General features: G+C 62.4%; 26 protein-coding genes and 2 pseudogenes. 10 read left to right on the forward strand and 18 right to left on the reverse strand.

Features of this window, described 5'->3' with window-relative positions; translation table 11 throughout:
- Positions 1 to 46: 46 nt before the first annotated feature.
- Positions 47 to 1,900, reverse strand: coding sequence for a M3 family oligoendopeptidase (locus tag QMO80_RS16645; protein WP_283197530.1), 1,854 nt, complete (start codon positions 1,898 to 1,900; stop codon positions 47 to 49).
- A gap of 207 nt (positions 1,901 to 2,107) precedes the next feature.
- Between QMO80_RS16645 and QMO80_RS16650 the strand changes: the two genes are divergently transcribed.
- Positions 2,108 to 3,652: a sigma-54 dependent transcriptional regulator gene (locus QMO80_RS16650; protein ID WP_283197531.1), complete on the forward strand. Its 1,545-nt coding sequence runs from the start codon at positions 2,108 to 2,110 to the stop codon at positions 3,650 to 3,652.
- 178 nt (positions 3,653 to 3,830) lie between these two features.
- Positions 3,831 to 5,663, forward strand: coding sequence for a DUF882 domain-containing protein (locus QMO80_RS16655; protein WP_283197532.1), 1,833 nt, complete (start codon positions 3,831 to 3,833; stop codon positions 5,661 to 5,663).
- 162 nt (positions 5,664 to 5,825) lie between these two features.
- Here QMO80_RS16655 and QMO80_RS16660 read toward each other — a convergent pair whose 3' ends face one another.
- From QMO80_RS16660 to QMO80_RS16670, 3 genes are all read right to left on the reverse strand, one after another.
- Positions 5,826 to 6,089, reverse strand: a complete 264-nt coding sequence (locus QMO80_RS16660) for a DUF2312 domain-containing protein (protein ID WP_003585771.1) — start codon at positions 6,087 to 6,089, stop codon at positions 5,826 to 5,828.
- Positions 6,090 to 6,180: 91 nt separating this feature from the next.
- Positions 6,181 to 6,486 carry a DUF1244 domain-containing protein gene (locus QMO80_RS16665; protein ID WP_283197533.1) on the reverse strand — a complete coding sequence of 102 codons (306 nt, stop codon included), beginning with the start codon at positions 6,484 to 6,486 and terminating at the stop codon, positions 6,181 to 6,183.
- A 49-nt stretch (positions 6,487 to 6,535) separates the two neighbouring features.
- Complete coding sequence (locus QMO80_RS16670) at positions 6,536 to 7,324, reverse strand: N-formylglutamate amidohydrolase (protein ID WP_283197534.1); 789 nt, start codon at positions 7,322 to 7,324, stop codon at positions 6,536 to 6,538.
- A 212-nt stretch (positions 7,325 to 7,536) separates the two neighbouring features.
- On the opposite strand from QMO80_RS16670, the gene QMO80_RS16675 reads away from it, so the two are divergent.
- The 3 genes from QMO80_RS16675 to QMO80_RS16685 all read left to right on the forward strand — a co-directional run bounded on the left by QMO80_RS16675 (position 7,537) and on the right by QMO80_RS16685 (position 10,226).
- The gene (locus QMO80_RS16675; protein WP_184343277.1) at positions 7,537 to 8,022 is read left to right on the forward strand and encodes a DUF1036 domain-containing protein; all 486 of its coding nucleotides are present in this window, start codon (positions 7,537 to 7,539) and stop codon (positions 8,020 to 8,022) included.
- Positions 8,022 to 9,461: a pyruvate kinase gene (gene pyk, locus QMO80_RS16680; protein WP_283197535.1), complete on the forward strand. Its 1,440-nt coding sequence runs from the start codon at positions 8,022 to 8,024 to the stop codon at positions 9,459 to 9,461. Before QMO80_RS16675 ends, pyk begins: the two co-directional genes overlap by 1 nt.
- A 129-nt stretch (positions 9,462 to 9,590) precedes the next feature.
- Positions 9,591 to 10,226, forward strand: a complete 636-nt coding sequence (locus tag QMO80_RS16685; RefSeq protein ID WP_049734678.1) for a LysE family translocator — start codon at positions 9,591 to 9,593, stop codon at positions 10,224 to 10,226.
- Between the two features lie 2 nt (positions 10,227 to 10,228).
- On the opposite strand, the gene QMO80_RS16690 is transcribed toward QMO80_RS16685, so the two are convergent.
- From QMO80_RS16690 to QMO80_RS16700, 3 genes are read right to left on the reverse strand one after another with little or no spacing between them, the layout of a single operon-like run.
- Complete coding sequence (locus QMO80_RS16690) at positions 10,229 to 10,786, reverse strand: DUF4865 family protein (RefSeq protein ID WP_283197536.1); 558 nt, start codon at positions 10,784 to 10,786, stop codon at positions 10,229 to 10,231.
- Positions 10,783 to 11,187, reverse strand: coding sequence for a cupin domain-containing protein (locus QMO80_RS16695; protein WP_283197537.1), 405 nt, complete (start codon positions 11,185 to 11,187; stop codon positions 10,783 to 10,785). Before QMO80_RS16695 ends, QMO80_RS16690 begins: the two co-directional genes overlap by 4 nt.
- Positions 11,184 to 11,603: a tautomerase family protein gene (locus tag QMO80_RS16700; protein WP_283197538.1), complete on the reverse strand. Its 420-nt coding sequence runs from the start codon at positions 11,601 to 11,603 to the stop codon at positions 11,184 to 11,186. Before QMO80_RS16700 ends, QMO80_RS16695 begins: the two co-directional genes overlap by 4 nt.
- A gap of 115 nt (positions 11,604 to 11,718) precedes the next feature.
- Here QMO80_RS16700 and QMO80_RS16705 point away from each other — a divergent pair, with 115 nt between their 5' ends.
- Together QMO80_RS16705 and QMO80_RS16710 are read left to right on the forward strand one after the other, a co-directional pair.
- A complete protein-coding gene (locus tag QMO80_RS16705; RefSeq protein WP_283197539.1) occupies positions 11,719 to 12,612 on the forward strand; it encodes a LysR substrate-binding domain-containing protein in 894 nt (297 codons plus the stop codon).
- Between the two features lie 228 nt (positions 12,613 to 12,840).
- A pseudogene (locus QMO80_RS16710) lies at positions 12,841 to 12,978 on the forward strand (phytanoyl-CoA dioxygenase); the annotation flags it as partial.
- Between the two features lie 66 nt (positions 12,979 to 13,044).
- On the opposite strand, the gene QMO80_RS16715 reads toward QMO80_RS16710, so the two are convergent.
- Positions 13,045 to 14,241 (reverse strand): IS256 family transposase, encoded by a 1,197-nt coding sequence (locus QMO80_RS16715; RefSeq protein WP_283197540.1) that lies wholly within the window; start codon positions 14,239 to 14,241, stop codon positions 13,045 to 13,047.
- A gap of 97 nt (positions 14,242 to 14,338) precedes the next feature.
- Between QMO80_RS16715 and QMO80_RS16720 the strand changes: the two are divergent.
- Positions 14,339 to 15,013: pseudogene (locus QMO80_RS16720) on the forward strand (phytanoyl-CoA dioxygenase); the annotation flags it as partial.
- 96 nt (positions 15,014 to 15,109) lie between these two features.
- Here QMO80_RS16720 and QMO80_RS16725 read toward each other — a convergent pair.
- From QMO80_RS16725 to QMO80_RS16760, 8 genes are all read right to left on the reverse strand, one after another.
- Positions 15,110 to 16,084, reverse strand: coding sequence for a threonine/serine dehydratase (locus QMO80_RS16725; RefSeq protein ID WP_283197541.1), 975 nt, complete (start codon positions 16,082 to 16,084; stop codon positions 15,110 to 15,112).
- A 122-nt stretch (positions 16,085 to 16,206) separates the two neighbouring features.
- Positions 16,207 to 17,943, reverse strand: a complete 1,737-nt coding sequence (ggt, locus tag QMO80_RS16730) for a gamma-glutamyltransferase (protein ID WP_283197542.1) — start codon at positions 17,941 to 17,943, stop codon at positions 16,207 to 16,209.
- A gap of 102 nt (positions 17,944 to 18,045) precedes the next feature.
- Entirely contained in the window at positions 18,046 to 19,101 is a 1,056-nt protein-coding gene (locus tag QMO80_RS16735) for an alpha/beta fold hydrolase (protein WP_283197543.1), read from the reverse strand.
- A gap of 116 nt (positions 19,102 to 19,217) precedes the next feature.
- Positions 19,218 to 19,832 carry a hypothetical protein gene (locus QMO80_RS16740; protein ID WP_283197544.1) on the reverse strand — a complete coding sequence of 205 codons (615 nt, stop codon included), beginning with the start codon at positions 19,830 to 19,832 and terminating at the stop codon, positions 19,218 to 19,220.
- Between the two features lie 109 nt (positions 19,833 to 19,941).
- Complete coding sequence (gene ykgO, locus QMO80_RS16745) at positions 19,942 to 20,067, reverse strand: type B 50S ribosomal protein L36 (RefSeq protein ID WP_003582204.1); 126 nt, start codon at positions 20,065 to 20,067, stop codon at positions 19,942 to 19,944.
- 164 nt (positions 20,068 to 20,231) lie between these two features.
- Complete coding sequence (locus QMO80_RS16750) at positions 20,232 to 21,308, reverse strand: 5-(carboxyamino)imidazole ribonucleotide synthase (protein ID WP_283197545.1); 1,077 nt, start codon at positions 21,306 to 21,308, stop codon at positions 20,232 to 20,234.
- Complete coding sequence (purE, locus tag QMO80_RS16755) at positions 21,305 to 21,802, reverse strand: 5-(carboxyamino)imidazole ribonucleotide mutase (RefSeq protein ID WP_283197546.1); 498 nt, start codon at positions 21,800 to 21,802, stop codon at positions 21,305 to 21,307. Before purE ends, QMO80_RS16750 begins: the two co-directional genes overlap by 4 nt.
- An 11-nt stretch (positions 21,803 to 21,813) precedes the next feature.
- Complete coding sequence (locus tag QMO80_RS16760; RefSeq protein ID WP_003566445.1) at positions 21,814 to 22,017, reverse strand: YdcH family protein; 204 nt, start codon at positions 22,015 to 22,017, stop codon at positions 21,814 to 21,816.
- A 228-nt stretch (positions 22,018 to 22,245) separates the two neighbouring features.
- Here QMO80_RS16760 and QMO80_RS16765 point away from each other — a divergent pair, with 228 nt between their 5' ends.
- Complete coding sequence (locus QMO80_RS16765; protein WP_003566443.1) at positions 22,246 to 22,419, forward strand: YdcH family protein; 174 nt, start codon at positions 22,246 to 22,248, stop codon at positions 22,417 to 22,419.
- A 193-nt stretch (positions 22,420 to 22,612) separates the two neighbouring features.
- On the opposite strand, the gene QMO80_RS16770 is transcribed toward QMO80_RS16765, so the two are convergent.
- Both QMO80_RS16770 and QMO80_RS16775 read right to left on the reverse strand, forming a co-directional pair.
- Positions 22,613 to 22,873 carry a helix-turn-helix transcriptional regulator gene (locus tag QMO80_RS16770; protein ID WP_003552646.1) on the reverse strand — a complete coding sequence of 87 codons (261 nt, stop codon included), beginning with the start codon at positions 22,871 to 22,873 and terminating at the stop codon, positions 22,613 to 22,615.
- Between the two features lie 129 nt (positions 22,874 to 23,002).
- Positions 23,003 to 23,767 carry a sulfite exporter TauE/SafE family protein gene (locus QMO80_RS16775; protein ID WP_283197547.1) on the reverse strand — a complete coding sequence of 255 codons (765 nt, stop codon included), beginning with the start codon at positions 23,765 to 23,767 and terminating at the stop codon, positions 23,003 to 23,005.
- Positions 23,768 to 23,874: 107 nt separating this feature from the next.
- Here QMO80_RS16775 and QMO80_RS16780 point away from each other — a divergent pair, with 107 nt between their 5' ends.
- A complete protein-coding gene (locus QMO80_RS16780) occupies positions 23,875 to 24,528 on the forward strand; it encodes a thiamine phosphate synthase (RefSeq protein ID WP_283197548.1) in 654 nt (217 codons plus the stop codon).
- Positions 24,529 to 24,534 lie beyond the last annotated feature (6 nt).

The raw sequence follows: 24,534 nt of genomic DNA on the forward strand, positions 1-24,534 counted from the left end.
CCGCCTGCCGGCACCTTCTCCCCGAGGGGAGAAGGGACTCGCTCTCTTACGCCCTATCCAAAGCCTCCAATTCGTCGATCAGCCCTTCGATCATCGACAGGCCCTGGCTCCAGAACGACGGATCGGTGGCATCGAGGCCGAAAGGCTTCAGCAGCTCCGAGTGATGCTTGGTGCCGCCGGCCTTCAGCAGTTCGAAATACTTCTCCTGAAAACCCTTCTCGGCCTTCTGGTAGACGGCGTAGAGCGAATTCACCAGGCAATCGCCGAAGGCATAGGCGTAGACATAGAAGGGCGAGTGGATGAAATGGGGGATATAGGCCCAATAGGTCTCGTAACCTTCAGAAATGCTGATCGCCGGCCCGAGGCTTTCGGATTGGACGGAGAGCCAGAGTTCGCCGATATCGTCGGCGGTGAGTTCACCAGCCTTGCGGGCGGTGTGCAGTTTGCGCTCGAATTCGTAGAAGGCGATCTGGCGCACGACCGTGTTGATCATGTCCTCGACCTTCTGAGCGAGCATCGCCTTGCGCTCGCGCGTGTCGCTGGTCTTTTCCAGAAGCGCGCGGAAGGTCAGCATCTCGCCGAAGACCGACGCGGTCTCGGCAAGCGTCAGCGGCGTCTGGCACATCAGCGCCCCTTGCGCGCCGGCGAGAACCTGGTGCACGCCGTGGCCGAGTTCATGGGCAAGCGTCATCACGTCGCGCGGCTTGCCCATATAGTTGACGAGCACATAGGGGTGGGCCGAGGGAACCGTCGGATGGGCGAAGGCGCCGGGCGCCTTGCCGGGGCGGACCGGGGCGTCGATCCACTGCTCGTCGAAGAAGCGCCGGGCGATATCAGCCATCTCGGGGGCGAAATTGCCATAGGCCGAAAGCACCGTATCCTTCGCCTCTGGCCAGGAGATGACGGCGCTGGAGGTTTCCGGAAGCGGCGCGTTGCGGTCCCAGAAATTCATCTGCTCCATGCCGAGCCACTTCGCCTTCATCTTGTAATAGCGGTGCGAAAGGCGGGGATAGGCTTCACGGACGGCCGCGGCCAGCGCATCGACGACCTCACGCTCGACGCGATTTGCGAGATGCCTGGAGTCGGCGATGTCCTCGAAGCCGCGCCAGCGGTCGGAGATATCCTTGTCCTTGGCAAGCGTATTGGTGATCAGCGTGAAGATGCGGATATTGGCCTTGAAGGTTGCGGCGAGCGCCATGGCCGCCTTGCGGCGCACTTCGGGATCCTTCTCCTGCAGCATGTTCAGCGCCACTTCGAGCGGCACTTTTTCGCCATCGATCTCGTAGCGCAGTTCCGCCATGGTTTCGTCGAAGAGGCGATTGAAGGCGGCCGCCGATGTCATCGACTTCTCGAGGAAGAGCTGTTCCAGCCGGTCGTCGAGCTGGTAGGGCTTGTCTTTCCTGAGATCGACCAGCCACGGGCGATAGTGGCCGGCGGCGGGGTCTTTGGCCATGCTGGCATCGATCACCGCGTCGTCGATGCGGTTGAGTTCGAGCGCGAAGAACAGCAGGTGCCCTGAGAATTCGGTGATCTTGGTCTGCACGTCGCCATAGAGCTTGCCGTTGGCCGGATCGGTGGTGTCGGAGAAATAGGTGAGGCCGGCGAAGGAGCCGAGGCGGCCCATGATATCGTCCAGCGCCTCATATTCCTTCAGCGCCGCGCCGATGCCTTCGTCGCCGGTTTTCGTTGCCGCCTCGGCGAGTTTGCCCTTCCATTTTTCTTCAAAGGCGATCGCGGCCTTGCCGGCCTTTTCCATGTCGGCGACGAAAGCGGTCGAGGTGGCGGAGGGATAAAGATCCTGCAGCTTCCAGACCGGCAGATCGCCGAGCCCCGGATCGGAGGGCCCGGCTGGCGCTGCTGCCGACAAAAGAAGGCGGGCGTGCGGGAGCTCGATTTTCATGGGGCAATTCCTCTCCACTTTCATAACAGGTCTGCTTGAATAAGCGCGAGAAGGCCCGGCATCAAGGGCCTTTCGGCGCAAGAAAGGCGTCGGTTCGGCACGAAAATGACCTGTTCCAATCGTTAAAATGCAATTGTTTCTCAAAACTGGATGTTCAAGCCTTCCTGTCAGAGTGCGCTTCATGGTTTCGCATGAAGTGAGGCGACAATGACCGGTTACAATGAGCTCAAGGGAGCAGGGCAAATCCTCGTGGTCGAGGACGACCCGGTGCAGCGGCGCCTGCTCAAGAACGCAATCGAGCGTCACGGCCATGTCGTGCACCAGGCGGAAAACGGCCGTATCGGCCTGGAAATGGTCAAACGCGACAGCGGCCTTTTCAACGTCATCGTGCTCGACCTGATGATGCCGGAGATGACCGGCCTCGAATTCCTCGACGCACTTCACGAATTCGGCACGCAGATCCCCGTGATCGTGCAGACGGGCCAGGGCGGCATCGAAACGGTGGTGCAGGCAATGCGCGCCGGCGCCTTCGATTTCGTCGTCAAGCCGGTCTCGCCCGAACGTATCGCCACCTCGATCTCGAACGCGATGAAGCTCGACCAGCGCGAGGTGAAGGCGCGGGCCGGGCGCCGGTCGCGCTCGGGCGCGGTCGGCTTCGACGACATCGTATCGGCAAGCCCGGCGATGATCCGCGTCATCGATCTCGCCCAGCGGGCGGCTCAGTCCAACATCCCGGTTGTGCTCGAAGGTGAATCCGGCGTCGGCAAGGAACTGGTGGCGCGTGCCATCCAGTCCGGCGGCGACCGCGCAAACAAGCCCTTCGTCACGGTCAATTGCGGGGCGATCCCGCACAATCTCGTCGAGAGCATTCTGTTCGGCCATGAGAAGGGCGCGTTTACAGGCGCGACCGAGCGCCACATCGGCAAATTCATGGAAGCCGACGGCGGCACCATCTTCCTCGATGAGATCGGCGACCTGCCGCTCGAGGTGCAGGTGAAGCTGTTGCGCGCCGTGCAGCAGGGCGAGATCGAGACCGTCGGCGCGCGCACCGCGCATAAGGTCAATGTCCGGCTGATCTCGGCGACCAACAAGGATCTGATCGAGGAGGTCAAGAACGGTCATTTCCGCGAAGATCTCTACTATCGCCTGAACGTTTTCCCGATCACCATCCCGGCGCTGCGCAAGCGCAAGGAGGACATTCCGCATCTGGTGCGGGTCTTTGCCGACCGCTTCTCCAGCGAGCAGAAGAACGGCCGCCGCATGACGGTGAATTCAGGCGCGCTGGCGCTGCTGACCGCCTATGACTGGCCGGGCAATATCCGCCAGCTCGAAAACGCGATCTTCCGCGCGGTCGTTCTGGCCGAAGGGCCGGAGCTGACGGAAGGGGACTTCCCGCAGATCGCCGCCCAGCTTCCGGAATATGAAGTGGTGGATCACCTGGCGCTGGTTGCCGACAATACCGGCCTCGATCCCGACGACAGCTATGGCGAGGAATTCAGGGCGTCGATCTCGGGAGAGGTGCACCACCGTCTGTCCGAAACCTCCGAAAATGCGATCGCCAGCGTCAATCCAGCCGGCGACGTGCGCAAGCTTGCCGATGTCGAGGAGGAGCTCATCCGATTCGCACTCAAATTCTATCGTGGGCAGATGAGTCAAGTGGCGCGCAAACTTGGCATCGGCCGGTCCACACTTTATCGCAAACTCAAAGATTACGGCATAGACCCCGATAATCCCCAGAAAGATGCGGCTTAAGCGCTTTTTATTAAGACTAAGGCAACCACGATTTGTTACTGATCATAAACCACTTGTTAGTGGCTCGTTCACTATGTAAAGAAAAGGTTGATCATGTGTGGCATTTTTGCCATCGTGTGACCGCATTTGACAGTCATCTGAGACAGTACGGGACATTGTCTGTCTGACGGGGATCGAGTTGCCGAATCTGAATGGGAATTCCAAGCCTTCGCGCTTGAGCTGGCGCTTGTTGTGCGCCGACATCTGCGGAAAGGCAGCAAGGACGGCAGCGGCCGCCCTTCTTGCGCTCGCGGTCTCCTCACCGGTATTCGTCAGTACACCTTCTGAAGCAGCGGGCGACACCCGCAGCCTCAAGCTCTATTTCATCCATACCGGCGAAAAGGCCGTCATCACCTACAAGCGCAACGGCAAGTTCGACCCCAAGGGTCTGGAGCAGCTCAACCGCTTCCTGCGCGACTGGCGTAAGAACCAGCCGACGAAGATGGATCCGCGGCTGTTCGACCTGATCTGGGAAGTCTATCGCCAGAGCGGTTCGCGGGATTATATCAACGTCGTCTGCGGTTTCCGTTCGCCGGGTACCAACGAGATGCTGCGCGGCCGTTCGCGCAACTCGGGCGTCGCCGAAAAGAGCCAGCATATGCTCGGCAAGGCGATGGACTTCTTCATTCCGGACGTCAAGCTCGCGACATTGCGCGGGATCGGCATGAAGATGCAGGTCGGCGGCGTCGGCTTCTATCCGAAATCGGGTTCGCCCTTCGTGCATATGGACGTCGGCGGCGTTCGCGCCTGGCCGCGCATGAGCCGCGACGAGCTGGTCCGGCTTTTCCCGAACGGTAACACCATTCATATTCCGGCTGACGGCAAGCCGCTGCCGGGCTATCAGCAGGCAATGGCAGACTATAAGCGCCGCGTCAGCGGCACGCAGATCGAGATCGCCAGCGCTTCCGAATCGGCGCCGAAGCACAAGACGCTGTTTGCCGCGCTGTTCGGCGGCGGAGCGGACGAGCAGGAAGACGAGTCGGACGATTCGACGCCTGTGGCCGTCGCCAAGGCGACGCCGCCGAAGGCCGCGCCCGCGCCTGCCGAACCGCAGCAGACCGAAGTCGCCGATCTGAACGCGCCGGTGCCGCAGGTTCGCCCGGCATTCAGCAACCAGCCGGCCGGCAGCGACATGGCGAGCGCGCTCATCGCACCGCCTTCGGGTAATGCCGCGCAACAGGCTCTTGCAGCGGCCCTTCCGGCCGATCAGGCCCGGCCACAGCAGTTTGCCGATCTCAGCGCCTACAGCATTCCGGTTCCCTCGCTTCTCGGCCCGCGCCGCGCGCCTGGCGACGCAGAGGTTGCGTCGCTGACGGGCGACAACGGCCTGCCGGTTCCGACGCCGATCGAGCGCCCTGCCGTTGCCGAGAACCTTCTTGCCGCGGCCGATGCCGATCCGGAAGCCGAGGCCGACGAAGCCGATCAGGATGCACTGTCTCCCGCTGTCGCCGATGCGCTCGAGCAGCAGCGGAACGAGGGGGACAGTCAGATCGCGTCGAAGGCGCCTGAGATGACGGTGGAGCAGGCGATCAATGCCGCGATGACGCAAAAGCCGCCTGCCGCAAAACCGCCGCTCGAGCTCGCAGCCTTGGCGCCGATGACCAAATCGGCAAGCTTTGGCGACGGCTTCGACGAACCGGCCACCGAAAATGCCGTGGCGCAGGGCCTGCCCACCAAGGGCGGCCGCCCGACGCACAAGGAAGCCGCCGCGGCGGACGCCAGCCGCGCGACGGTTCGTACCGAGCCGAAGCTGACGCAGAAGATGATTTCGCAGTGGGCGCTGACCAATGCCCGCCTGGAAATGGCCTCCAAGCAGGTCAAGGCGCCGCGTTTCGTCAGCCAGACGATGCGCGCCCAGCCGACCGCCGTCTATGCTGAAGGCTTCAACGTCAAGACCGCTTCGGTCGATCCGGCCCGCTTCAGCGGCACGGCTGTGAACTTCATGGAAGTGCGCAAGTTCAACACGAACTGAGCCGGCCGATCAGGAAATATCAAAAAACCGCCGGAGCGATCCGGCGGTTTTTCATTTGGCTGCTTCGACTGGATCAGGCCATCGTTTAACCTGGCGCGTTCTCCGCAAAAGAAAAGCCGCCGGGCGTCCGGCGGCTTGTCGGCATCCGCGGTGCGAAGCGGATCAGCCTTCCGGCGGTGATTCGATCATGCCGAGCGCGTGCAGGTAGGTGTCGAGGATGGCTTCCTCTTCCATGCGTTCCTGCTCGTCCTTCTTGCGCAGCGCCACGACCTTCTTCAGGATCTTGGTATCGAAGCCCATTCCCTTGGCTTCGCCATAGACGTCCTTGATGTCGTCGGCGATGGTCTTCTTTTCTTCTTCCAGCCGTTCAATGCGCTCGATGAAAGCGCGAAGCTGATCGCGGGCGACGCCATGAGCATCAGACATCGTGTTCTCCTGGTTTTTCGGTGATCAATTTTGGATGCCAGTGACTGCCGCGAAGCGGCGTCAGGGTCAAGCCTGTTCGCGGCCAGCCAAGCTATTTGTGTGGGTTGTTCAGTTCAAATGCAGCCTTTTGCACAGGCGAGGCCTCGTTCTGGTGAAGATTCTTCCAGTTCTCATAGGACATGCCATAGACCATCTCGCGCGATTCGTCCCTGCTAACCGGGACACCTTCAGCCTCGGCGGCTTCGCGATACCAGTTCGACAGGCAGTTGCGGCAGAAGCCGGCCAGATTCATCAGATCGATGTTCTGAACGTCGCTGCGTTCGCGAAGATGTGCGACGAGGCGGCGGAAGGCGGCAGCTTCGAATTCAATCTGTTGTTCCTTGCTGAGCGCGGTCATCTCGCTTCCTTTCGTTAAAGTGAGGCCTTTCGTTAAATGGGGCTGTCGTTCAATAGGGGCCGGTGCGCGACAGATGAACGTCGTATCCGTGCAAGGCGGGATCGGCGTTCATCGCCGCAAAGATCGGCGCCAGGCGTTCGGCCCATGCCGATATGCCGGTCTCGTCTGCGATCAGGTCCTGCCGCACCTCGAGCAGCGCGTGCGGAATGCCAGTGATCATGCAATGGCGGTACATGGTATCGCCCTTCAGCGCGCCGTCATAGGGTTCGTTGTCGCCAACGGCGAGATCGGGATCGGCACGTAGCATGTCAAGCAACGGGCCGACGGCGCGATGGTCGCTATCCCAGAGCACGGCAGCGTGCCAGGGACGGGGAATGCCTTTCCAGGCCGGCGTGAAGGAGTGCAGCGACAGCACCAGCGGTGCTCTGCCGGTGGCATTCGCCACGCCGTCGATCGTTGCGGCCACGGCATCGTGATACGGGCGATGGAAGGTTGCGATCCGGTCGTCCCATTCCTGCGGCGTGATCGGGTGATTGCCTGATATGACGGCGCCGTCTGATATCTTCATGATCAGCGTCGGATCGTCCTCGCCGCGGTTCGGGTCGATCAGCAGGCGCGAGAAGCCGCCTAGCACCGCGGGTACGCCGAGGCTCGCCGAAAGCTGCCGCGTCAGCCCCTCGATGCCGATGTCATAGGCGATGTGACGGGCGAAGGCCGCCTCCGGCAGGCCGAGCCGGCCATAGCGCGCGGGAAGGCGGTTCATCGCGTGATCTGCGAGGATCACCATGCCTTTGTCATGTTTGCCGGATAGGATTTCGAAGGATTGGAAGTCGTCCATCAGGAATTACCGATCGTCATTGGGTAGTCGGGTGCGGTCGGGCGCAGTGATCGCATGCGACTGCGCCACGTTCAAGCGCCCGCAGTCGGACAGAGGCTGAGCCGGACCCTCGGCGGGCGGTTTGTGAAAGGAAATATAATCGATTAGCATTGCGTTGACTTTCGCTTGACGGCGGCGCAAGAAGACAAGCATACGAATAACCGTGGAGCTATTTGGGAGCCGTGTTGATCCAAGCCGCGCCAAGTTTCCTCACGCGGTCCGGACCGCTGGTCCGTCTCGCTCTGTTTGCTCTTGCAGCCTTTATGCCGTTCTTCATCGCAGATGCTGCGCGCGCCGATTTTCGCGTCTGCAACGGAACACAAAATCTCGTCGGTGTGGCGATCGGCTATCGGGCCAAGGATGGCTGGATGACCGAAGGTTGGTGGCAGGTGCCGGCAACGACCTGCGCCACCTTGATCGAGGGCGAATTGCAATCGCGTTATTATTACCTCTACGCAGAGGACGCTGCCCGGGGAGGACGTTGGACGGGTGACGTGCAGATGTGCGTGGCGGAAAACGAGTTCAAGATCACGGGTGTGCAGGATTGTTATGCCCGGGGTTACCAGAAGATGGGATTCAAGGAATACGACACGGGCCGCCAGGGCAGCTGGATGGTCCAACTCTCCGACACCCCAGGGACGCAAGAAAGCCAGAATTGATGAAGCGTAATCGCAAAATTAAAATCCTCGCCACCCTCGGGCCAGCCTCCGCCGAGGAATCGATGATCGAGAAGCTGCACCAGGCCGGTGCCGATGTCTTCCGCATCAATATGAGCCATGCGAGCCACGACGTGATGCGCACGCTGATCCAGCGTATCCGCTCGGTCGAAGCCCGCTCCGGCCGGCCGATCGGCATTCTCGCCGATCTGCAGGGACCGAAACTGCGTGTCGGCAAATTCGTCGACAGCAAGGTCGACCTGAAGCCCGGCCAGACCTTCACGCTCGATAACAACGAAGCGCTCGGCGATCAGACCCGCGTCTATCTGCCGCATCCCGAGATCCTGGAATCGGTGCAGCCCGGCCACCGCCTGCTGATCGACGACGGCAAGCTGGCGCTGCGCGCAGAAAAATGCGACGGCAAGAGCATCGTTTGCACCGTTATTTCGGGCACCCGCATCTCCGACCGCAAGGGCGTCAGCCTTCCCGACACGCTGCTCGGCGTCGGTGCACTGACCGACAAGGACCGCGCCGATCTCGACGCCGTGCTCGCCACCGACGATGTCGACTGGGTGGCGCTGTCCTTCGTCCAGCGCCCCGACGACCTTGCCGAAGTGCGCAAGATCGCCCGTGGCCGTGTCGGCCTGATGTCGAAGATCGAAAAGCCGCAGGCGCTCGAGCGTATCGAGGAAATCATCGAGCTTTCCGATGCATTGATGGTCGCCCGCGGCGATCTCGGCGTCGAAATGCCGCTTGAATCGGTTCCCGGCATCCAGAAGCAGCTGATCCGCGCCTGCCGCCGTTCGGGCAAGCCGGTGGTCGTCGCCACGCAGATGCTGGAATCGATGATCTCGGCGCCGGTGCCGACGCGCGCCGAAGTGTCCGACGTCGCGACCGCCGTCTTCGAAGGCGCCGATGCCGTCATGCTCTCGGCCGAATCGGCCTCGGGCGACTATCCCGTCGAAGCCGTCTCGACCATGGCGTCGATTGCCACCGCCATCGAGCGCGAGCCGCATTATCCGGGCATCATCTATGCCCAGCGCGCCCAGCCGGAAGCAACCGGCGCCGATGCGATCTCGCTGGCCGCCCGCCAGATTGCCGAGACGCTGAAGCTCTCGGCGATCGTCTGTTATACCTCGTCGGGTACGACAGGCCTTCGCGCCTCGCGTGAGCGTCCGCAGGTGCCGATCCTGGCGCTGTCGCCGATCATCAAGACGGCACGCCGCCTTGCCGTCGTCTGGGGCCTGCATTGCGTCGTCACCCATGACGCGACCGATCTCGACGACATGGTCAACCGCGCCTGCCGCATCGTCGCGGACGAGGGCTTCGGCAAGCCGGGCGACCGCATCATCATCTCGGCCGGTGTACCGCTCGGCACGCCCGGCGCCACCAACATGATCCGCATCGCCTATATCGGTTCCGACGGCCAGAGCGGCATCTGATCCGATCGCATCTCTTTTAAGCCCGCCGTCTCCCGTTCACGGAGGTGGCGGGCTTTTTCTTTGACGGGGCGGCATTGCCAAGGGCTGCGGTGCATGCAAGTTTCGGTCCCTGGATTGGGAGGGATCACCATGGATATCGTCACGCTTCTGGCTTTCGCAGCCGTTTCCTTCGTCGGCATCGCCACACCGGGGCCGACGGTGCTGCTGGCGCTGACCAATGGTTCGCGGCATGGCTTGCGCCGGGCAATTGCCGGCATGATCGGCGCGGTGCTTTCCGATTTCGTGCTGATCGGCGCCGTCGCGATCGGGCTCGGCGCCTTGCTGGCGGCATCGGAATTCTGGTTCTCGATGCTGAAATGGGCAGGTGCCGCCTATCTCGCTTTTCTCGGCATCATGCTGCTGCGCTCAAAGGGCACGATCGATGCGGCGCTGAAGCCCGGGGCGCCTGCGGGGGCGGCGTCGCCCGTCTCGATCGGACTGAAGAGCTTCATGGTCGCGGCGACCAATCCGAAGGGCTATCTGTTCTTCTCGGCCTTTCTGCCGCAGTTCATCGACCCGGCCCTGCCGCAGGCAACGCAATATGCGCTGCTGGCGCTCACCTTTGCCGCGCTCGATTTCCTCATCATGTTCGGCTACGCCTTCTTCGGCTCGCAGGCGGTGCGTTTCCTGAAAACCTCGGGCGCCCTATGGCTGGAGCGCGCCTGCGGCGGTGCGCTGCTGGCGCTGGCCGGCTCGCTCGCCCTCTACCGCCGGGCCACCGTTTAAGGTCAGGTTCGAGCCAGGGATAGGTGACCGACGCGATAGGCCTGCATGGGCTCGCCGCTCTCGGGGATCTCTCTCCATAGCCTGAAGCGCACCCGCGTCCATGTCGTCGGTTCGAAACCGCGGACGGAGGCAAGGGCGCCGCCTGTCGCAACATCGGCTTCAGCCTCAGCGCTTTCGGCGCTGCGGATATCGGCAAGCGGTGCGTAAGGCTCTATTTGCAGGACTTCGCGGGTCGCAAACCTGGCTGCGGCGATATCGGGCGAGACTTCTGCCTGCCATACGATCCAGGTCTTCACCTGCGGCCAGCCGAAGGCGCCGGTGAGCGCCTGGAATGCCGGGCCGCAGAGGAAGTCGCTTGCCCCTTCCGGCTTCTGCCAGAGATAGAAGGGTGCGTAGAGGTTTTCACGGCTGGCGAATTCGCGCCGGCGGGCGCTGAGATAGGCCTTGAAACCGAGATTGGGGAAGCCGTCGAGCAGCGGACCTTTGTCGCGCATTCGGCGGTCGATGATCGACATGTCGTAATCGGCGGGCAGGGTGAAGCTGTATTGCATGGCGATCATGATCGTGCCTCCACCGGCTGCAGCCATTCGACGATGCTGCCGTTATCCGTCGCCTGGATGCTGAGATAGCCGAAGGGGCTGTCGTCCGCGGCACCGTGCCAATGGCGCTCGCCGGCCGCAAACCAGACAGCATCGCCGGCGCGCAGTTCCTCGACGGGACCACCCTCGCTTTGCGCCAACCCATGCCCCGAAAGCACGTAAAGCAACTGGCCTCGAGGGTGCGTATGCCAGCGGGTGATGGTGCCGGGATCGAGTGTGGCGCGCATGGCAGTGTTTTCGCCGTCGGCGCTTCCTTCGAGCAGCATCTCGACCCAGAAAGGCGCTGTTGCGACACCCTCGGGCGAGCGGACCGCCTTTCCGGGGCGCCGGACGGTCATCGTCCTCGGGTTCGAAGCGCTCATCTTTGGCCTCCGGCTGCCCGTAACCGCCAATCAGGATTGGTCATCTGGGCGATGCCGTCGCCGAAGGACCAATCACCAGGGGCGCTGGTGCTGATGACGATCATCACGTCCTCGGGCCGGAGAGCCGGTGATTGGCTGAGCAGATCGGCCAGCCGCCGATAGAGCGCCGCCTTCATCTCGGCAGTGCGCGGACGGCCGATGGTGATCGAGATATAGACGAAATCTGCTGAGCGCGGACCGGCGAGATAGTTGCGGTCGAAGATCAGCTCGTTTTCGTCATGCTGATGGATGGCCTGGAAACGGTCGTTTTCGGGCACGTCGAAGGTCTCGACCAAGGCGCGTTGGATGGTGTCGGCGAGTGCAGCGAGATAGTCCGGCGACTTGCCTTTGCGAAGGGAAATGCGAACGAAGGGCATCGGGATCTCCATGGTTCGGGCCGTCCTCGGCCTTGACAGCAGCACCATCGCACGGCACGATGATGCTGAAAATCAGAATATTCTGAATAAATGATCCTGAAAATCGGGAATATTGATGCGACGGACGATCTTCGATCTCGATGTGCTGCGCACGTTTTCGACCGGCATGGAGCTCGGCAATTTCGCCAAGGCGGCCGAAAAGCTCGGACGCTCCACCTCGGCGGTCAGCGCGCAGCTGAAGAAGCTGGAGGAGCAGGCGGGCACGCCGATCTTCCGCAAGGCGGGGCGCGGGCTGGCGCTCACCGATGCCGGCGAGACGATGCTCGGTTATGCCAGGCGGCTGCTGGAGTTGAACGACGAGGCGGCTGCGGCCGTGCACAGCATCGAGCTGGAAGGCTGGGTGCGGCTCGGCCTGCAGGAGGATTTCGGCGAGACCCTGCTGCCGGAGGTGCTCGGCCGCTTCGCGCGGGCGCATCCGAAGGTGCGGATCGAGGCGCGGGTGGTGCGCAATGCCGAACTGCTCGAGCGCGTCACCTCAGGCAAGCTCGATCTGGCGCTTGCCTGGAGCGACGGCGCGCTGACGGCGCATTGCGAGCGGATCGGCGAGGTGCCGATGCGCTGGATCGGACCTGCCGAGGGATCGCCTGGCTGGCATGCGGCGAGCGGCGAGCCGATGCCGCTCGCCTCGCTGGAGGCGCCGTGCCTGCTGCGCAGCGCGGCGACCCGGGCACTTGACGCGGCCGGCATTTCCTGGCGGCTCGCCTTCGTCAGCCCCAGCCTCGGCGGCCTCTGGGCCGCGGCGGCAGCCGGCCTCGGCATCACCATCCGTACACCGATCGGCCTGCCGGCAAAGGTCCGGCCGCTGGCGCCGGAGACGATCGGCCTGCCTGATTTGCCAAAGCTCGGTCTGGTCCTGCATCGGGCCGAAGCCGAACCGCAGCCGGCTGCAGCCCGGCTTGCCGAACTCGTGTTGCAGTCGGTGCATGGCGCGCTCAGCGGAAAGGCCTGACATTTGTGCATTGACCCTTCGGCTGCTGGGTTATAGCGTCGGGTCGCTATGAAGATGATCACCCTCAATATCGCCACGGCCTTCTTCTTGAGCCTTTAAAGCTCTGCCTTCGGGCATCGGAAGATGCGGCCGCTTACCAGCCTTCACGGCTGGCGCGTTGCCGTCGATGTAACGACCCTGCATCTGGCCAAGGAAGAGCCGGCAGGATTGGCGATAGAGAGATATTTCATGACATCAAATGTTTACCCGCCGGGGCTGAGCGCCGCGCAGATCGAGCAATTCATCGAGGACGGCTTTATCCGGATCGACGAGGCGTTTCCATGCGAATTGGCCGAGGAAGCTCGCGCCATCATGTGGCGCGATATTCGATCGTGTCCCAGGGAGTGGTGTAGCTTAGACGGCCACGGCTGATCCCAGAGGGCCGGATGAGTGTCAGCTTGCTGCTGGCAGGCTGATGAGTGGATCATCGCTCATCGTAGCGATTGTCTCAAGGGTCATATAGCGAGATCGCTGGACGGCCCATTCATCATTCTGTTCGAGCAGCAGCGCACCGACCAGGCGCACGATGGCGTCGTCGTTGGGGAAGATGCCGACGACCTCTGTCCGCCGCTTGATCTCGCCGTTCAATCGCTCAATCGGGTTGGTCGAGTGAAGTTTGGCCCAATGCTGCTTGGGAAAGGTCATGTAGGCGAGTACGTCTTGCTCAGCGTTGTCCATCAAACTGGCAAGCTTCGGGACCTTTGGCCTGATCTGGTCGGCGACGTTGCGCCACTGAGTGCTTGCCGCCTCCGGCGTGTCTTGAGCGAAGGCCGTGGCAATGAAGGCGGAGACGACGCGCCGTCCGCTCTTTCCAGCATGGGCCAAAGCATTGCGCATGAAGTGGACCCTGCAGCGCTGCCAGGTGGCGCAGAGCACCTTCGATACTGCGGCTTTGATGCCCTCATGGGCATCGGAGACGACGAGCTTGACGCCACGCAGACCCCGCCTGGTCAGCTTGCGCAGGAATTCCGTCCAGATCGCCTCGGCCTCGGACGTGCCGATCTCCATGCCGAGCACTTCGCGTCGGCCGTCGGTGTTGACGCCGACGGCGATGATGACTGCAACAGAGACGATGCGCCCGCCACGCCGGACCTTCAGGTAGGTAGCATCGATCCACAGATAGGGCCATTCGCCCTCGATAGGCCGGTCGAGAAAGGCCTTCACCTTCTCGTCGATCTCCTCGCACAGCCGGGAGACCTGGCTCTTGGAAATGCCCGACATGCCCATCGCCTTGACGAGGTCATCAACCGAGCGGGTCGAAACGCCCTGGATATAGGCCTCCTGAATAACCGCCGTCAGAGCCTTCTCGGCCATACGGCGTGGTTCAAGGAAGCTCGGGAAATAGCTGCCGGTACGAAGCTTGGGAATGCGCAGCTCGACGGTGCCCGCCCGCGTCTCCCAGTCTCGGTCGCGGTAGCCGTTGCGCTGGGCAAGTCGAAAGCCATTCTTCTCGCCATAGCCCGCACCGGTCTTCGTGCCGACTTCCAGCGCCATCAGTTTCTCGGCAGCAAAGCCGATCATCTCGCGCAGCAAATCGGCGTCAGCGCTCTTCTCAACGAGTGAGCGTAGGTTCATCATGTCGTCGGTCATCGGTGGAGTCCTTCAGGTTGGCTCTAAGCAACCCGACCCTACCGGAAATCACCGATGGCTATGAAATCCAGCTACACCACTCCCTGGGACACGATCCGATATTCCCTTCGACGCGGATGAGCCAAAGACTTGGACGCAGCCTGTCGTGCGGCTTCCCGGCTATGGCGGAGGACCATTCGAGAAAGCCGTCAACACACCGGTATTGCATTCGGCGTTCGACCAGCTTGTCGGCAAAGGGCGCTGGGAGCCACGCAGCGGGCTTGGAAGTTTCCCGGTGCGATTTCCCCATCCGGACGATCCCGGCGATGCCGGCTGGCATGTCGATCTGAGCTTTCCCGGTGTGGATTCCGATCCGAACGAGCAACGGGACTTTTCCGCCTGGCGGGTGAATATCACCTCGCGCGGGCGGGCGCTGCTGATGCTTTTCCTGTTCTCGGATGTCGGGGAAGAGGATGCGCCGACCCGCATCCGTATCGGCTCGCACAAGGATATCGCGCGCCTTTTGGCACCGGCGGGCGAGGCGGGTATGGCGCATCTCGGGCTGGAGCATGTCGGCGAAGACCGGCCGCTGGCCTTGGCGACGGGGCAGGCGGGCACGGTCTATCTGTGCCATCCGTTCCTTATCCATGCAGCGCAAATGCATCGCGGCAAAGAACCGCGCTTCATGGCGCAGCCCGGCCTGGTACCCTCCGAACCCCTTCGGCTCGAACGGGAGGACGGCGCCTATTCGCCGGTCGAGATGGCAATCCGCCGGGCGCTTCACTCCATCTGACGGCTGAATGCGGCATTCGGCTCGAGAGAGCCGGATGCCTCACGACTTGCATCTGTTATCGGGCGTTGCCGGGCCGCTGGCTGCCTGACGATGTCCTCAGCCGAAGCGTTCCAGCGCCATGGAGAAGATATCGGAATCGACGTTGCCGCCCGAGGTGACGGCGACCACCGTGTCGCTTTCCAGTTCCTCGCCGTGGAAGAGGGCGGCGGCGAGTGCCACCGCGCCGCCGGGCTCGACGACGATCTTCAGCCTGACGAAAGCGAGCGCCATGGCGCGCAGCGCCTCCTCGTCGGTGACGACGATGCCGGCGCCGGCGAGGCGCTTCAAGATCGGGAAGGTGATATTGCCGGGCTGTGGCGTCAGGATCGCATCGCAGAGCGAGCCGGATATCGACGCGTTGCGTTCGATCCTGCCGGAGGCGAGCGAGCGGGTGGTATCGTCGAAATCCTTGGGCTCGCACGGGCGCACGCGAAAGCCGGGGGCGCTGGCTTCGAGCGCTAACGCGATGCCGGAGGTCAATCCGCCGCCGCCGCAGGGCACGAGGACTTCGGCTGATGTCACGCCTTCCTCTTCCGCCTGCTCGGAGATTTCGAGACCGGTCGTGCCCTGGCCGGCGATCACCAGCGGTTCGTCGAAGGGCTTGATCAGCGTCAGGCCGCGCTCGGCCGAGAGCTTAGCGCCGATCGCGTCGCGGTCCTCGTTGATACGGTCGTAGAGGACGACGTCGGCGCCGAAGGCGCGGGTGTTGGCGATCTTCAGCTTCGGCGCGTCGCTCGGCATGATGATGACAGAGGGCACATTGTGCAGCTTGGCGGCAAGCGCGACGCCCTGAGCATGGTTGCCGGAGGAGAAGGCGATGACACCCTTCGAGCGTACCGCCGGATCGAGGCCGGAGACGGCCGACCAGCCGCCGCGAAACTTGAACGAGCCGGAATGCTGCAGGCACTCGGCCTTCACGAAAAGGCGCCGGCCGGCGATCTCGTCGAGGAAGGGAGAGGAGAGAAGCGGCGTGCGCCTCGCGTGACCGCGCAGACGGGCGCGGGCGGCGACAATCATTTCAATGCTGGCCATTCGGGAATCGTCCTGCTTGCGGGTTCGCTCATGCTTAGGGCGCGGCAAGCCAATTGTGAACGGAGACTTTGTCACCGTGACATGAATGGCCCATCGCGTTTGTCGCCCGCCGCTGCCGACCGTCAGTAGCCGTTCGCGGAGCCTTCTGTCGCGCGGCTGTCCATGGCGCCATTGTACCGGGCACCGCCGCCCTTTTCGATGGCGGCGAGACTTTTGCCGCCGACGAGGATGCCGGCGGCCTGGCCCCAGAGCGGCGCGTCATTGCCGCCGTCGAAGCTGTAGCCCATGGCGGCGAGGGTCTTTTCCGTATCGGGCGAAATTGCATAGGGTTCGAGATAGATCTTGTCCGGCTGCCATTGATGGTGGATCCGCGGCGCGTTCACCGCCTGGCTGATATCCATGCCGAAATCGACGACGTTGAGGATCGCCTCCAGCGTGATGGTGATGATGCGCGAGCCGCCGGGGCTGCCGATCACCATGAAAGGCTTGCCGTCCTTGGTGACGATCGTCGGGCTCATCGAGGAGAGCGGCGTTTTCTTCGGTGCGATGGCGTTCGCCTCGCCCTGCACGAGGCCATAAAGGTTCGGCACGCCGGGCTTGGAGGTGAAATCGTCCATCTCGTTGTTGAGCAGCACGCCGGTGCCGGGGGCCACGACGGCGGCGCCGAAGGAGCCGTTCAGCGTATAGGTGACGGCGACGGCATTGCCCTCGTCGTCGATGATCGAATAATGCGTCGTCTCGGTGCTTTCCTTGCCGCCGAGCGGCTTCAGGTTCGCCGAAATGCCGGCCTTGTAGGGATCGATCTTGGCGGCGATCTCCTTGGCATAGGCCTTGTCGGTGAGCTTTGCGACCGGGTTCTCGACGAAATCGGGATCGCCGAGCGCAGTATTGCGGTCGACATAGGCGTAGCGCATGGCCTCGACCATCACATGCACGGTGTCGGCCGACCCGTAACCCAGGTAGGAAAGCGGATAGGCTTCGAGAACGTTGAGGATCTCGCAGATAATGACGCCGCCGGAGGAGGGCGGCGGCGAGGAGATAATGTCGTAACCGCGATAATTGCACTCGACCGGCTTCAACTCGCGCACGGCATATTGCTCGAAATCTTGCCTGGCGAGAATGCCGCCCTTGGCCTGGCTTGCCTTGACGATCTCCTCGGCGGGTGCAGCCTTGTAGAAGGCATCGGGACCTTTCTCCGATATGGCTGCCAGGACCGCGGCAAGGTCGGGCTGCTGGAGCTTTTCGCCCGATGCATAGGGTTTGCCATCGGGTTTCAGAAAAATCTTCGCCGCCGCCTCGTCTTTGGCAAGGCGCTTGGCGCTGCCGGCGAAGCTTGCGGCATCGCCCTGTTCGAGCGTGTAGCCTTCCCTGGCGAAGCGAATCGCCGGCGCGATCAGATCCTGGCGCGGCTTCGTCCCGTATTTCTCGCGTGCGGTTTCGAAGCCCATGACCGAGCCGGGAACGCCGACGGCCAGATAACCGTCCAGGCTGGCGCGCGGCACGATATCGCCCTTGGCATCGAGATACATGGTTTTCGTGGCGGCAAGCGGTGCGCGTTCGCGGAAATCGAGAAAGGTCTTGGTGCCGTCTTTCAGGCGAATGGTCATGAAGCCGCCGCCGCCGAGATTGCCGGCCGAGGGATAGACGACCGCCAGCGCATAACCGACGGCAACGGCTGCATCGACAGCATTGCCGCCGCTCTTCAGCACTTCGACGCCGACATCGGTCGCCAGATGCTGGGCGGTGACGACCATGCCGTGCTCTGCCTCGACAGGGGCGGGCGAGGCGGCGAAGGCCGACGTCAGGCTCAGCGACAGTGCCGCTATGACGGAGATCGTCCCGAGATGCAGACGGCCCATGATTTCCCCTCCTATGGACAATGATGGAAACATATGGGGCTGCGGCAGCCTCAGGCAATGCAAGGGATTGGTTTTATGTGACGAGTTCCGAAGCTCGCGAGGTCATGCGCCGTGCAGGGCGTCTGGTCGCAACGACGGCGCCGTCGCGACCGTCCGATCAGGGGATGCGGCGGCGAGCCTCTCCTCGGCCCGGCGGGCAATTGCCTGCAGGTCGCGCGGCTTGCCGGCGATCTTTTCGATGGCGGCGATGGCGACATCGGTTGCGAGATAATCCGGCTTGTGGCCGACGCCGCGAACGGTGATGAGCTCGGAGCCTGCTATGTCGCGGGCCAGGCCGCGCGAATGCAGGTGCTCCCAGACGATCGCGTCGCTGTCGCCGGTTATGATGACGGTCGGTGCGGTGATCTGCGCATAGAGCGGCGACTGTTCCTTCACAAAGGCAAGCAGTCTCTTGAAATCGGCGGCGTTGTTGTGGAACGCGTTGGGTCGCAGCACCAGCGACGGACCGGTCTTTTCGATGTAGTCGGCCGGGCGCGGATTGGGCCGGAAGACGTTCTGCGTGCCGCGTTCCAGCCGGCTGAGCCCAAGCGGCACGACGATCGCGTGATTGAAAAGCCAGCCGAGGACCGGCACGGTCGCCACGTGATAATACCAGTCGATGCCGCCCGGCCAGGGGTGGGTGGCGGGTGCGAGGAAGAGCAGGCCCGACGTCTTATCGGGATGGCGCAGGCCGAAGGCGGCGGTGATCGCGCCGCCGAAGGAATGGCCGACGATAACCGCCTTTTCGATGCCGCGCTTTTCCATCAGCCTGGCGATCGCATCGGCCTGACCGGAGGGAACGGCATTATCGGGACCGCCGCGTTCGGAATAACCGTGACCGGGACGATCGACGAAGAGCATTTCCGCCCGGCCTTCGAGTGCGGCGCGGAAGGCGACGACCTGGTCGAGCAGATTGCCGCTGGCGCCATGAATGAAGACGAGCGCCGGCAGATCGGCATTTTCGGGACGCTCGATATGGACGGCGTTCATGCGGTAACCGCCGACATCCGTCAGTTCGCCGATGTTCGGATAGGTCTGTTCGAATTGCCGCGCCTTGTAGGAGGAGTAACCGATGGCGGCGGCGAGCGGAGCGAGAAGAGCGGAAACTTCTGCAAGCATGATCTTAACGGGCGATAGTTGCGGCTGTTTTGCCGAGAGCGGACGCGCTGCGTCTTTTCCCGTCTACAGTTCTAAATTGCGCGGCTTGGCCGGAGATCAAGATCACGCTCCGAGGATCACGTGCGATTGCCGGCGAGTTTTTCCGCAAGCGTGTTGGCCTGTTCCTGCGCGGTGCGTTCGGCGGGATAGATATCAAGAAAACGCTCCCAGGCCTTCAAGGTCAGCTGGTCGTTGCCGGAATTGCTGAGGATTGCCGCCAGGCCGGAGAGCGCGCCGAAATGGCGCGGCTCGAGATCGAGCACACGTTCGATGTCGGACATCGACTTGCGATAATTGCCCATGACGAAATTCAGCGTCGCGCGGCGATTCCAGCTTTCGGCATAATCGGGTTTCAGCGCGATCGCCTCGTCAAGGAAATCGAGAGCGGCGGGATTGCGCTTTTCCTCGATCGCCTTGTCGGCCCACTGCATCAGCAGATTGATGGTGGCGCTGCCGGAATCGTTCCATTCCATGCGGATCTCATTGGCGATACCGCTGGCTTTGTCGGGGTCGCGCTCGCGTTTCAGCTGACTGAAGAGCTGGTCGAGGTGCTGTTTCGGGGAAGAATTGACATCCGCCTGCTCGACGATAACGTCCTTTTCCGCCGCAGTGGCCGGAAAGGTGGACGTGAGAAGGATGAGGGCGAGCGGCAGCGCCGCTGACGTCAAAGCAAAAAAGCGCATGGCGGACATATTAGCCCGCCAACGCCGAAGATCAAACAAATTTGACGTGATCACCGCAGTGACCCACCGGATATCTGCCGGAGCAAGCTCACGCGGCAGATGATCCGGACGCGCGAAATCAGCCCTGACGAGCCTTGTAGCGCGGGTTCAGCTTGTTGATGATGTAGATGCGGCCCTTGCGGCGAACCAGACGGTTGTCACGGTGGCGAGCCTTGAGCGACTTGAGCGAATTCTTGATCTTCATTTTTCTGATCCGCGATCTCTGTGGGGGAATTCACATTCGCCCGTATCTTTAACAATCAAAAGCGCGCCATCGGGCGCGCTCTTTAGGTGGGGGAGCAGATACCGCGTCACCTTTTCCGTGTCAACCGCATGACGGTGTTTTTCCCAAGGCGCAAAGGTGTTTTCTCAGGCCGAAACCGGTGATTTCGGCGTCAGGGTAGTGACATGGCCCATCTTGCGGCCGGGGCGCCATTCGGTCTTGCCGTAGAGATGAACCAGCGTATCGGGGCGCTGCAGCCAGTCGGGAACGGCCAGGATATCGTCGCCGATCAGGTTCTGCATGACACAGTCGGAATGACGTCCGGCGTCTCCCAAAGGCAGACCGGCAACGGCGCGGATATGCTGCTCGAACTGGCTGACGACGCAGGCGGCCTCCGTCCAGTGGCCGGAATTGTGGACGCGCGGCGCCATCTCGTTGGCAATCAGTCCGCCATCGGCAAGCACGAAGAATTCGATGCCGATGACGCCGACATAATTCAATGCTGCGAGGATCGTTTCGGCCGACCGGCGTGCGGCGTCCGCCGTCGCCGGCGAGATCGCAGCCGGAACCGTCGAGGTGTGGAGGATGCCGCTGCGATGGACATTCTCGGCGGGATCGAAGCAGACGACCGTGCCGTCGGTGGCGCGGGCGGCGATGATCGAGACCTCGCGCTCGAAGGCGACGAAACTCTCGAGGATCAGCGGCACGGCCCCGAGCGCGGCATAGGCACCATCGGCGCTGTCGGCCGCGGAGCGGAAAACCTTCTGGCCCTTGCCGTCATAACCGAGACGGCGGGTCTTCAGCACGCCCTGGCCGCCGAAATCGTCAAGCGCCATTTCGAGATCGGCCTGGCTGTCGACCGCGTGGAAGCGGGCGGTTGTTATGCGGCAGCCATTGAGAAAACGCTTTTCGACGAGGCGGTCCTGGGCGGCTTCCAGCGCCTTCGGCGGCGGATAGACGGATAGGCTTGCCGAGAGCGCCTCGGCGGCTGCGACCGGCACGTTCTCGAATTCGTAGGTGACGACATCGCAGAGATCCGCGAGTTCGGCCAGCGCCGCCGGATCGTCATAGGCGGCGGCAATCTGCCGGTTGGCGAGCTGGGCAGCCGGGCAGTCCGCCTGCGGCTCGAGAATGACCGTGCGAAAATTCAGCCTGGCGGCGGCAATGGCCAGCATGCGGCCGAGCTGGCCGCCGCCGATAATACCTATCGTCCCTACAGTCATTGGTCGTCCATCGGGTATTCGGCGATGGCGGCACTCTGACGTTCGCGCCATTCGTCGAGCCGGTCGGCGATGTCTTCGTCGGAAAGGGCAAGCACGGCGGCGGCGAGCAGGGCGGCGTTGACCGCGCCGGCCTTGCCGATGGCGAGCGTTCCGACAGGAATGCCGGCCGGCATCTGCACGATCGACAGAAGACTGTCCTGGCCGGACATGGTTTTCGATTGGACCGGCACGCCGAAGACCGGCAGCGGCGTCATCGATGCAGTCATACCCGGCAGATGGGCGGCGCCGCCGGCGCCGGCGATGATGACCTTGAAGCCCTCGGCGCGCGCGCCCTTGGCGAAATTCGCCATGCGATCGGGCGTGCGGTGCGCTGAAATGATGCGCGCATCATAAGGGATCTCAAGCGCCTCCAGCGTGTCGGCGGCGTTCTTCATGGTCTCCCAGTCGGACTGGCTGCCCATGATGATGGCGACGGAGGGTCTGTCTGTCGTCATTGTTATCCCCCTCAGGCGATGATGTCAGGGATGATCTGATCTTCCAGCTTCGAAAGCCTGTCCTTGATGACGAGCTTCTTCTTCTTCATGCGCTGGATCCGCAGAGCATCGCATCCGATCTGGATCATGGCGTTGATCGCGGCGTCGAAATCCTCGTGCTCCTGGCGCAGCCGCGCTACGGTGAGCCTGATTTCCGCCTGTTCCTGATCGGCCATATGCATTCCCCGTTATCGTCCTCGGACCTTGTCCGATCTGCCGATGATTTCCGCAAGCTCCTATCACCAAATACAGGTAACGGCTAGTTAGTCTTGATCATGAAATTGCCATCCAGTCTTCATCTTTTGGCCTTCGACAAGCCTTCAAAAATATGTCACAGTCCGCCGCGTTGACACCTTGATCCCCGACGATGTTGGCCGGGGAGGGTAAGAGGAAGGAAGGGTCAAATGACAGTTCAAGCTCATCTTGAATCACTCCAGAAAAAGCATGTCGCTCTCGAGGAGGAGCTGCACGCGCTCAGAACAGCTCCCTCTATCTCCGATACGGAAATTGCCGAATGCAAGCGCCGCAAGCTGCGCATCAAGGACGAGATTATGCGTCTCAAGTCATCCGTCCACTGATCTTCCCAAGGGTCGCCGGTCGATCATCTTGCGAAAAGGTAAATCCATCCATTCCGCCTAAAATCAGCAAGAACCGGTGATTTCACACCAGATTTGCGCCAGCCCGATGCCTGCAGCATTGCGGCTGGCGCTTTTGCGAGCGCCCTGCTTCAAATCACATTCATCATGGGTAGCGCGGTGATGAGAGCCTGTTTCAAGCCCAAAACTGATCCAGCCATAAATTGAGCTTGTCGAAACCGCGGTTGTTGACCGCGTAGATGCGTTTCGTGCCTTCCGAGGTCACCGAGACGAGGTTGCTGTCGAGCAGCGCCTTCAGGTGCTGCGACACGGCCGGCCGGCTGATCGGCAGGCCCTCGGCAAGCTCGTTGACCGTCCGTGGGGCGCGACGCAATTCCTCCAGCAGAAACCGCCGGTTCGGATCGGCAATCGCAGAGAAAGGGTCCGTGTTCGACATGACGGGAAAGCTACGTCAAACCGGCCGTTCCAGCAAGGAAATTGTGCGTTGCAGCGTACTGCAGCGCCGTGAGTCTTTTCAGGCGCGATGAGGGATGCTGCTACACCTAGAATTGATGCAGGGCGGGCTCTACCAGCCAAGACCCTCTCGCACGATGAGGAAGGCGGCGATCAAGGCCATCGCATACATGAAGGGATAGAAGATCGCCGGCTTCATGCGGCGCACGCACCAGGCGCCGGCAAGGGTGGCGAGCGGGGCAAAGGGCAGGAGCGTCGCGGAGGTTGCAAGGTTCTGGGTGTCGAGCTGGCCGAGTGCGAAATAGGGGATCAGCTTGATGGCGTTGAGGATCGCGAAGAAGCGCACGCTGGTGCCGGTATATTCGCGCGGCTGCAGCTTGAGCGGCAGGGCGTAGATCTGGAAGGGTGCACCGCCGGCATGGGCGACGAAGCTGCCGTAGCCGGAAAATGTACCCCAAAGGCTGGCGGCCACCGGCCGCTGGCCGCGCGGCGGGACGATCCTGCCGGCTCCCGGGCCGTAATTGTTCCAGAAATAGCGCAGGCAGAAGAGGATGGTCACCGCGCCGATGACGATGCGCAGCATATTGCCCGGCACGAGCGCCGATGTCGCCCAGCCCAGCGCGATGCCGAAGACTGCGCCCGGCAGCATGATCTTCAGCGTCGTCCAGTCGCCATGTCTGCGCCAGATGACGAGCGAAATCATGTCCATGAAGACCAGGATCGGCAGCAGGATCGCCGCCGCCTCGACCGGTGAGACGACGAGGGCGAGGAAGGGCAGGCCGATCAGCGACAAAGCGTCGCCCATACCGCCCTTCGCGAGGCCCACCAGCAGAACGGCGGGCACGGCGGCATAGTAGAATGACAAATCCTGCGGCATGCTTTCGACGTCCTCCTCTTGCAAGCCTCGTCTAACGGAACTACTCACACAAAACGAGTGCGGATCCCTCATCTCAACGGGGAAATCGCAGGAAACGGAAAGACCTCATGACCGAACCGGAAAACCGCTGCCGCCTTGTGCTCATCGCACCCGATATTGCCGATGCCGATGAACAGGCGAGGATCGTCGCCGATGCGCTGAAGAGCGGCGATGTCGCCTCGGTGATCGTGCCGCAATACGGGCTCGACGACGGCACCTTCCAGAAACATGCCGAGAGGCTGGTGCCGTTGATCCAGGATGCCGGGGCGGCCGCGTTGATTGCCGGCGACAGCCGCGTGGCGGGGCGGTCAAAGGCCGATGGCCTGCACCTTTCCGGCAATGCCGAGGCACTTTCGGAAGCGATCGAAAAACATGCGCCGAAGCTGATCGTCGGCGGCGGCAACGCAGCCGATCGGCACAATGCGCTCGAGATCGGCGAAGCCAGGCCCGACTATATCTTCTTCGGCAAGCTCGACGGCGATATCAAGCCGGAGGCGCATCCGAAGAACCTTGCGCTCGGCGAATGGTGGGCCTCGATGATCGAGATTCCCTGCATCGTCATGGGCGGCACCGATCCGGCCTCGGCGCTCGCCGTCGCCGAGACCGGAGCGGAATTCGTGGCGCTGCGGCTGGCGGTCTTCGGCGAGCCCAGCCGGGCGCCGTCTATCGTCGCTGAAGTCAACGCGCTTCTTGACGAAAAAGCGCCACGGTTTGAGGATTGAAATCGC

The sequence above is a fragment of the Rhizobium sp. BT03 genome, from assembly GCF_030053155.1.
In the GTDB taxonomy this organism is placed as follows: domain Bacteria; phylum Pseudomonadota; class Alphaproteobacteria; order Rhizobiales; family Rhizobiaceae; genus Rhizobium.

Coding starts and splice junctions, on each gene's coding strand:
- QMO80_RS16685 (WP_049734678.1), top strand. CDS start 9,591: ATGGATATCGTCACGCTTCTGGCTTTCGCAGCCGTTTCCTTCGTCGGC.
- QMO80_RS16715 (WP_283197540.1), bottom strand. CDS start 14,241: ATGACCGACGACATGATGAACCTACGCTCACTCGTTGAGAAGAGCGCT.
- QMO80_RS16690 (WP_283197536.1), bottom strand. CDS start 10,786: ATGATCGCCATGCAATACAGCTTCACCCTGCCCGCCGATTACGACATG.
- QMO80_RS16740 (WP_283197544.1), bottom strand. CDS start 19,832: ATGTCCGCCATGCGCTTTTTTGCTTTGACGTCAGCGGCGCTGCCGCTC.
- QMO80_RS16750 (WP_283197545.1), bottom strand. CDS start 21,308: ATGACTGTAGGGACGATAGGTATTATCGGCGGCGGCCAGCTCGGCCGC.
- QMO80_RS16700 (WP_283197538.1), bottom strand. CDS start 11,603: ATGCCCTTCGTTCGCATTTCCCTTCGCAAAGGCAAGTCGCCGGACTAT.
- QMO80_RS16760 (WP_003566445.1), bottom strand. CDS start 22,017: ATGGCCGATCAGGAACAGGCGGAAATCAGGCTCACCGTAGCGCGGCTG.
- QMO80_RS16670 (WP_283197534.1), bottom strand. CDS start 7,324: ATGGACGACTTCCAATCCTTCGAAATCCTATCCGGCAAACATGACAAA.
- QMO80_RS16695 (WP_283197537.1), bottom strand. CDS start 11,187: ATGAGCGCTTCGAACCCGAGGACGATGACCGTCCGGCGCCCCGGAAAG.
- pyk (WP_283197535.1), top strand. CDS start 8,022: ATGAAGCGTAATCGCAAAATTAAAATCCTCGCCACCCTCGGGCCAGCC.
- QMO80_RS16770 (WP_003552646.1), bottom strand. CDS start 22,873: ATGTCGAACACGGACCCTTTCTCTGCGATTGCCGATCCGAACCGGCGG.
- QMO80_RS16645 (WP_283197530.1), bottom strand. CDS start 1,900: ATGAAAATCGAGCTCCCGCACGCCCGCCTTCTTTTGTCGGCAGCAGCG.
- QMO80_RS16650 (WP_283197531.1), top strand. CDS start 2,108: ATGACCGGTTACAATGAGCTCAAGGGAGCAGGGCAAATCCTCGTGGTC.
- QMO80_RS16725 (WP_283197541.1), bottom strand. CDS start 16,084: ATGGCCAGCATTGAAATGATTGTCGCCGCCCGCGCCCGTCTGCGCGGT.
- QMO80_RS16765 (WP_003566443.1), top strand. CDS start 22,246: ATGACAGTTCAAGCTCATCTTGAATCACTCCAGAAAAAGCATGTCGCT.
- QMO80_RS16775 (WP_283197547.1), bottom strand. CDS start 23,767: ATGCCGCAGGATTTGTCATTCTACTATGCCGCCGTGCCCGCCGTTCTG.
- QMO80_RS16780 (WP_283197548.1), top strand. CDS start 23,875: ATGACCGAACCGGAAAACCGCTGCCGCCTTGTGCTCATCGCACCCGAT.
- ykgO (WP_003582204.1), bottom strand. CDS start 20,067: ATGAAGATCAAGAATTCGCTCAAGTCGCTCAAGGCTCGCCACCGTGAC.
- QMO80_RS16705 (WP_283197539.1), top strand. CDS start 11,719: ATGCGACGGACGATCTTCGATCTCGATGTGCTGCGCACGTTTTCGACC.
- ggt (WP_283197542.1), bottom strand. CDS start 17,943: ATGGGCCGTCTGCATCTCGGGACGATCTCCGTCATAGCGGCACTGTCG.
- QMO80_RS16660 (WP_003585771.1), bottom strand. CDS start 6,089: ATGTCTGATGCTCATGGCGTCGCCCGCGATCAGCTTCGCGCTTTCATC.
- purE (WP_283197546.1), bottom strand. CDS start 21,802: ATGACGACAGACAGACCCTCCGTCGCCATCATCATGGGCAGCCAGTCC.
- QMO80_RS16665 (WP_283197533.1), bottom strand. CDS start 6,486: ATGACCGCGCTCAGCAAGGAACAACAGATTGAATTCGAAGCTGCCGCC.
- QMO80_RS16735 (WP_283197543.1), bottom strand. CDS start 19,101: ATGCTTGCAGAAGTTTCCGCTCTTCTCGCTCCGCTCGCCGCCGCCATC.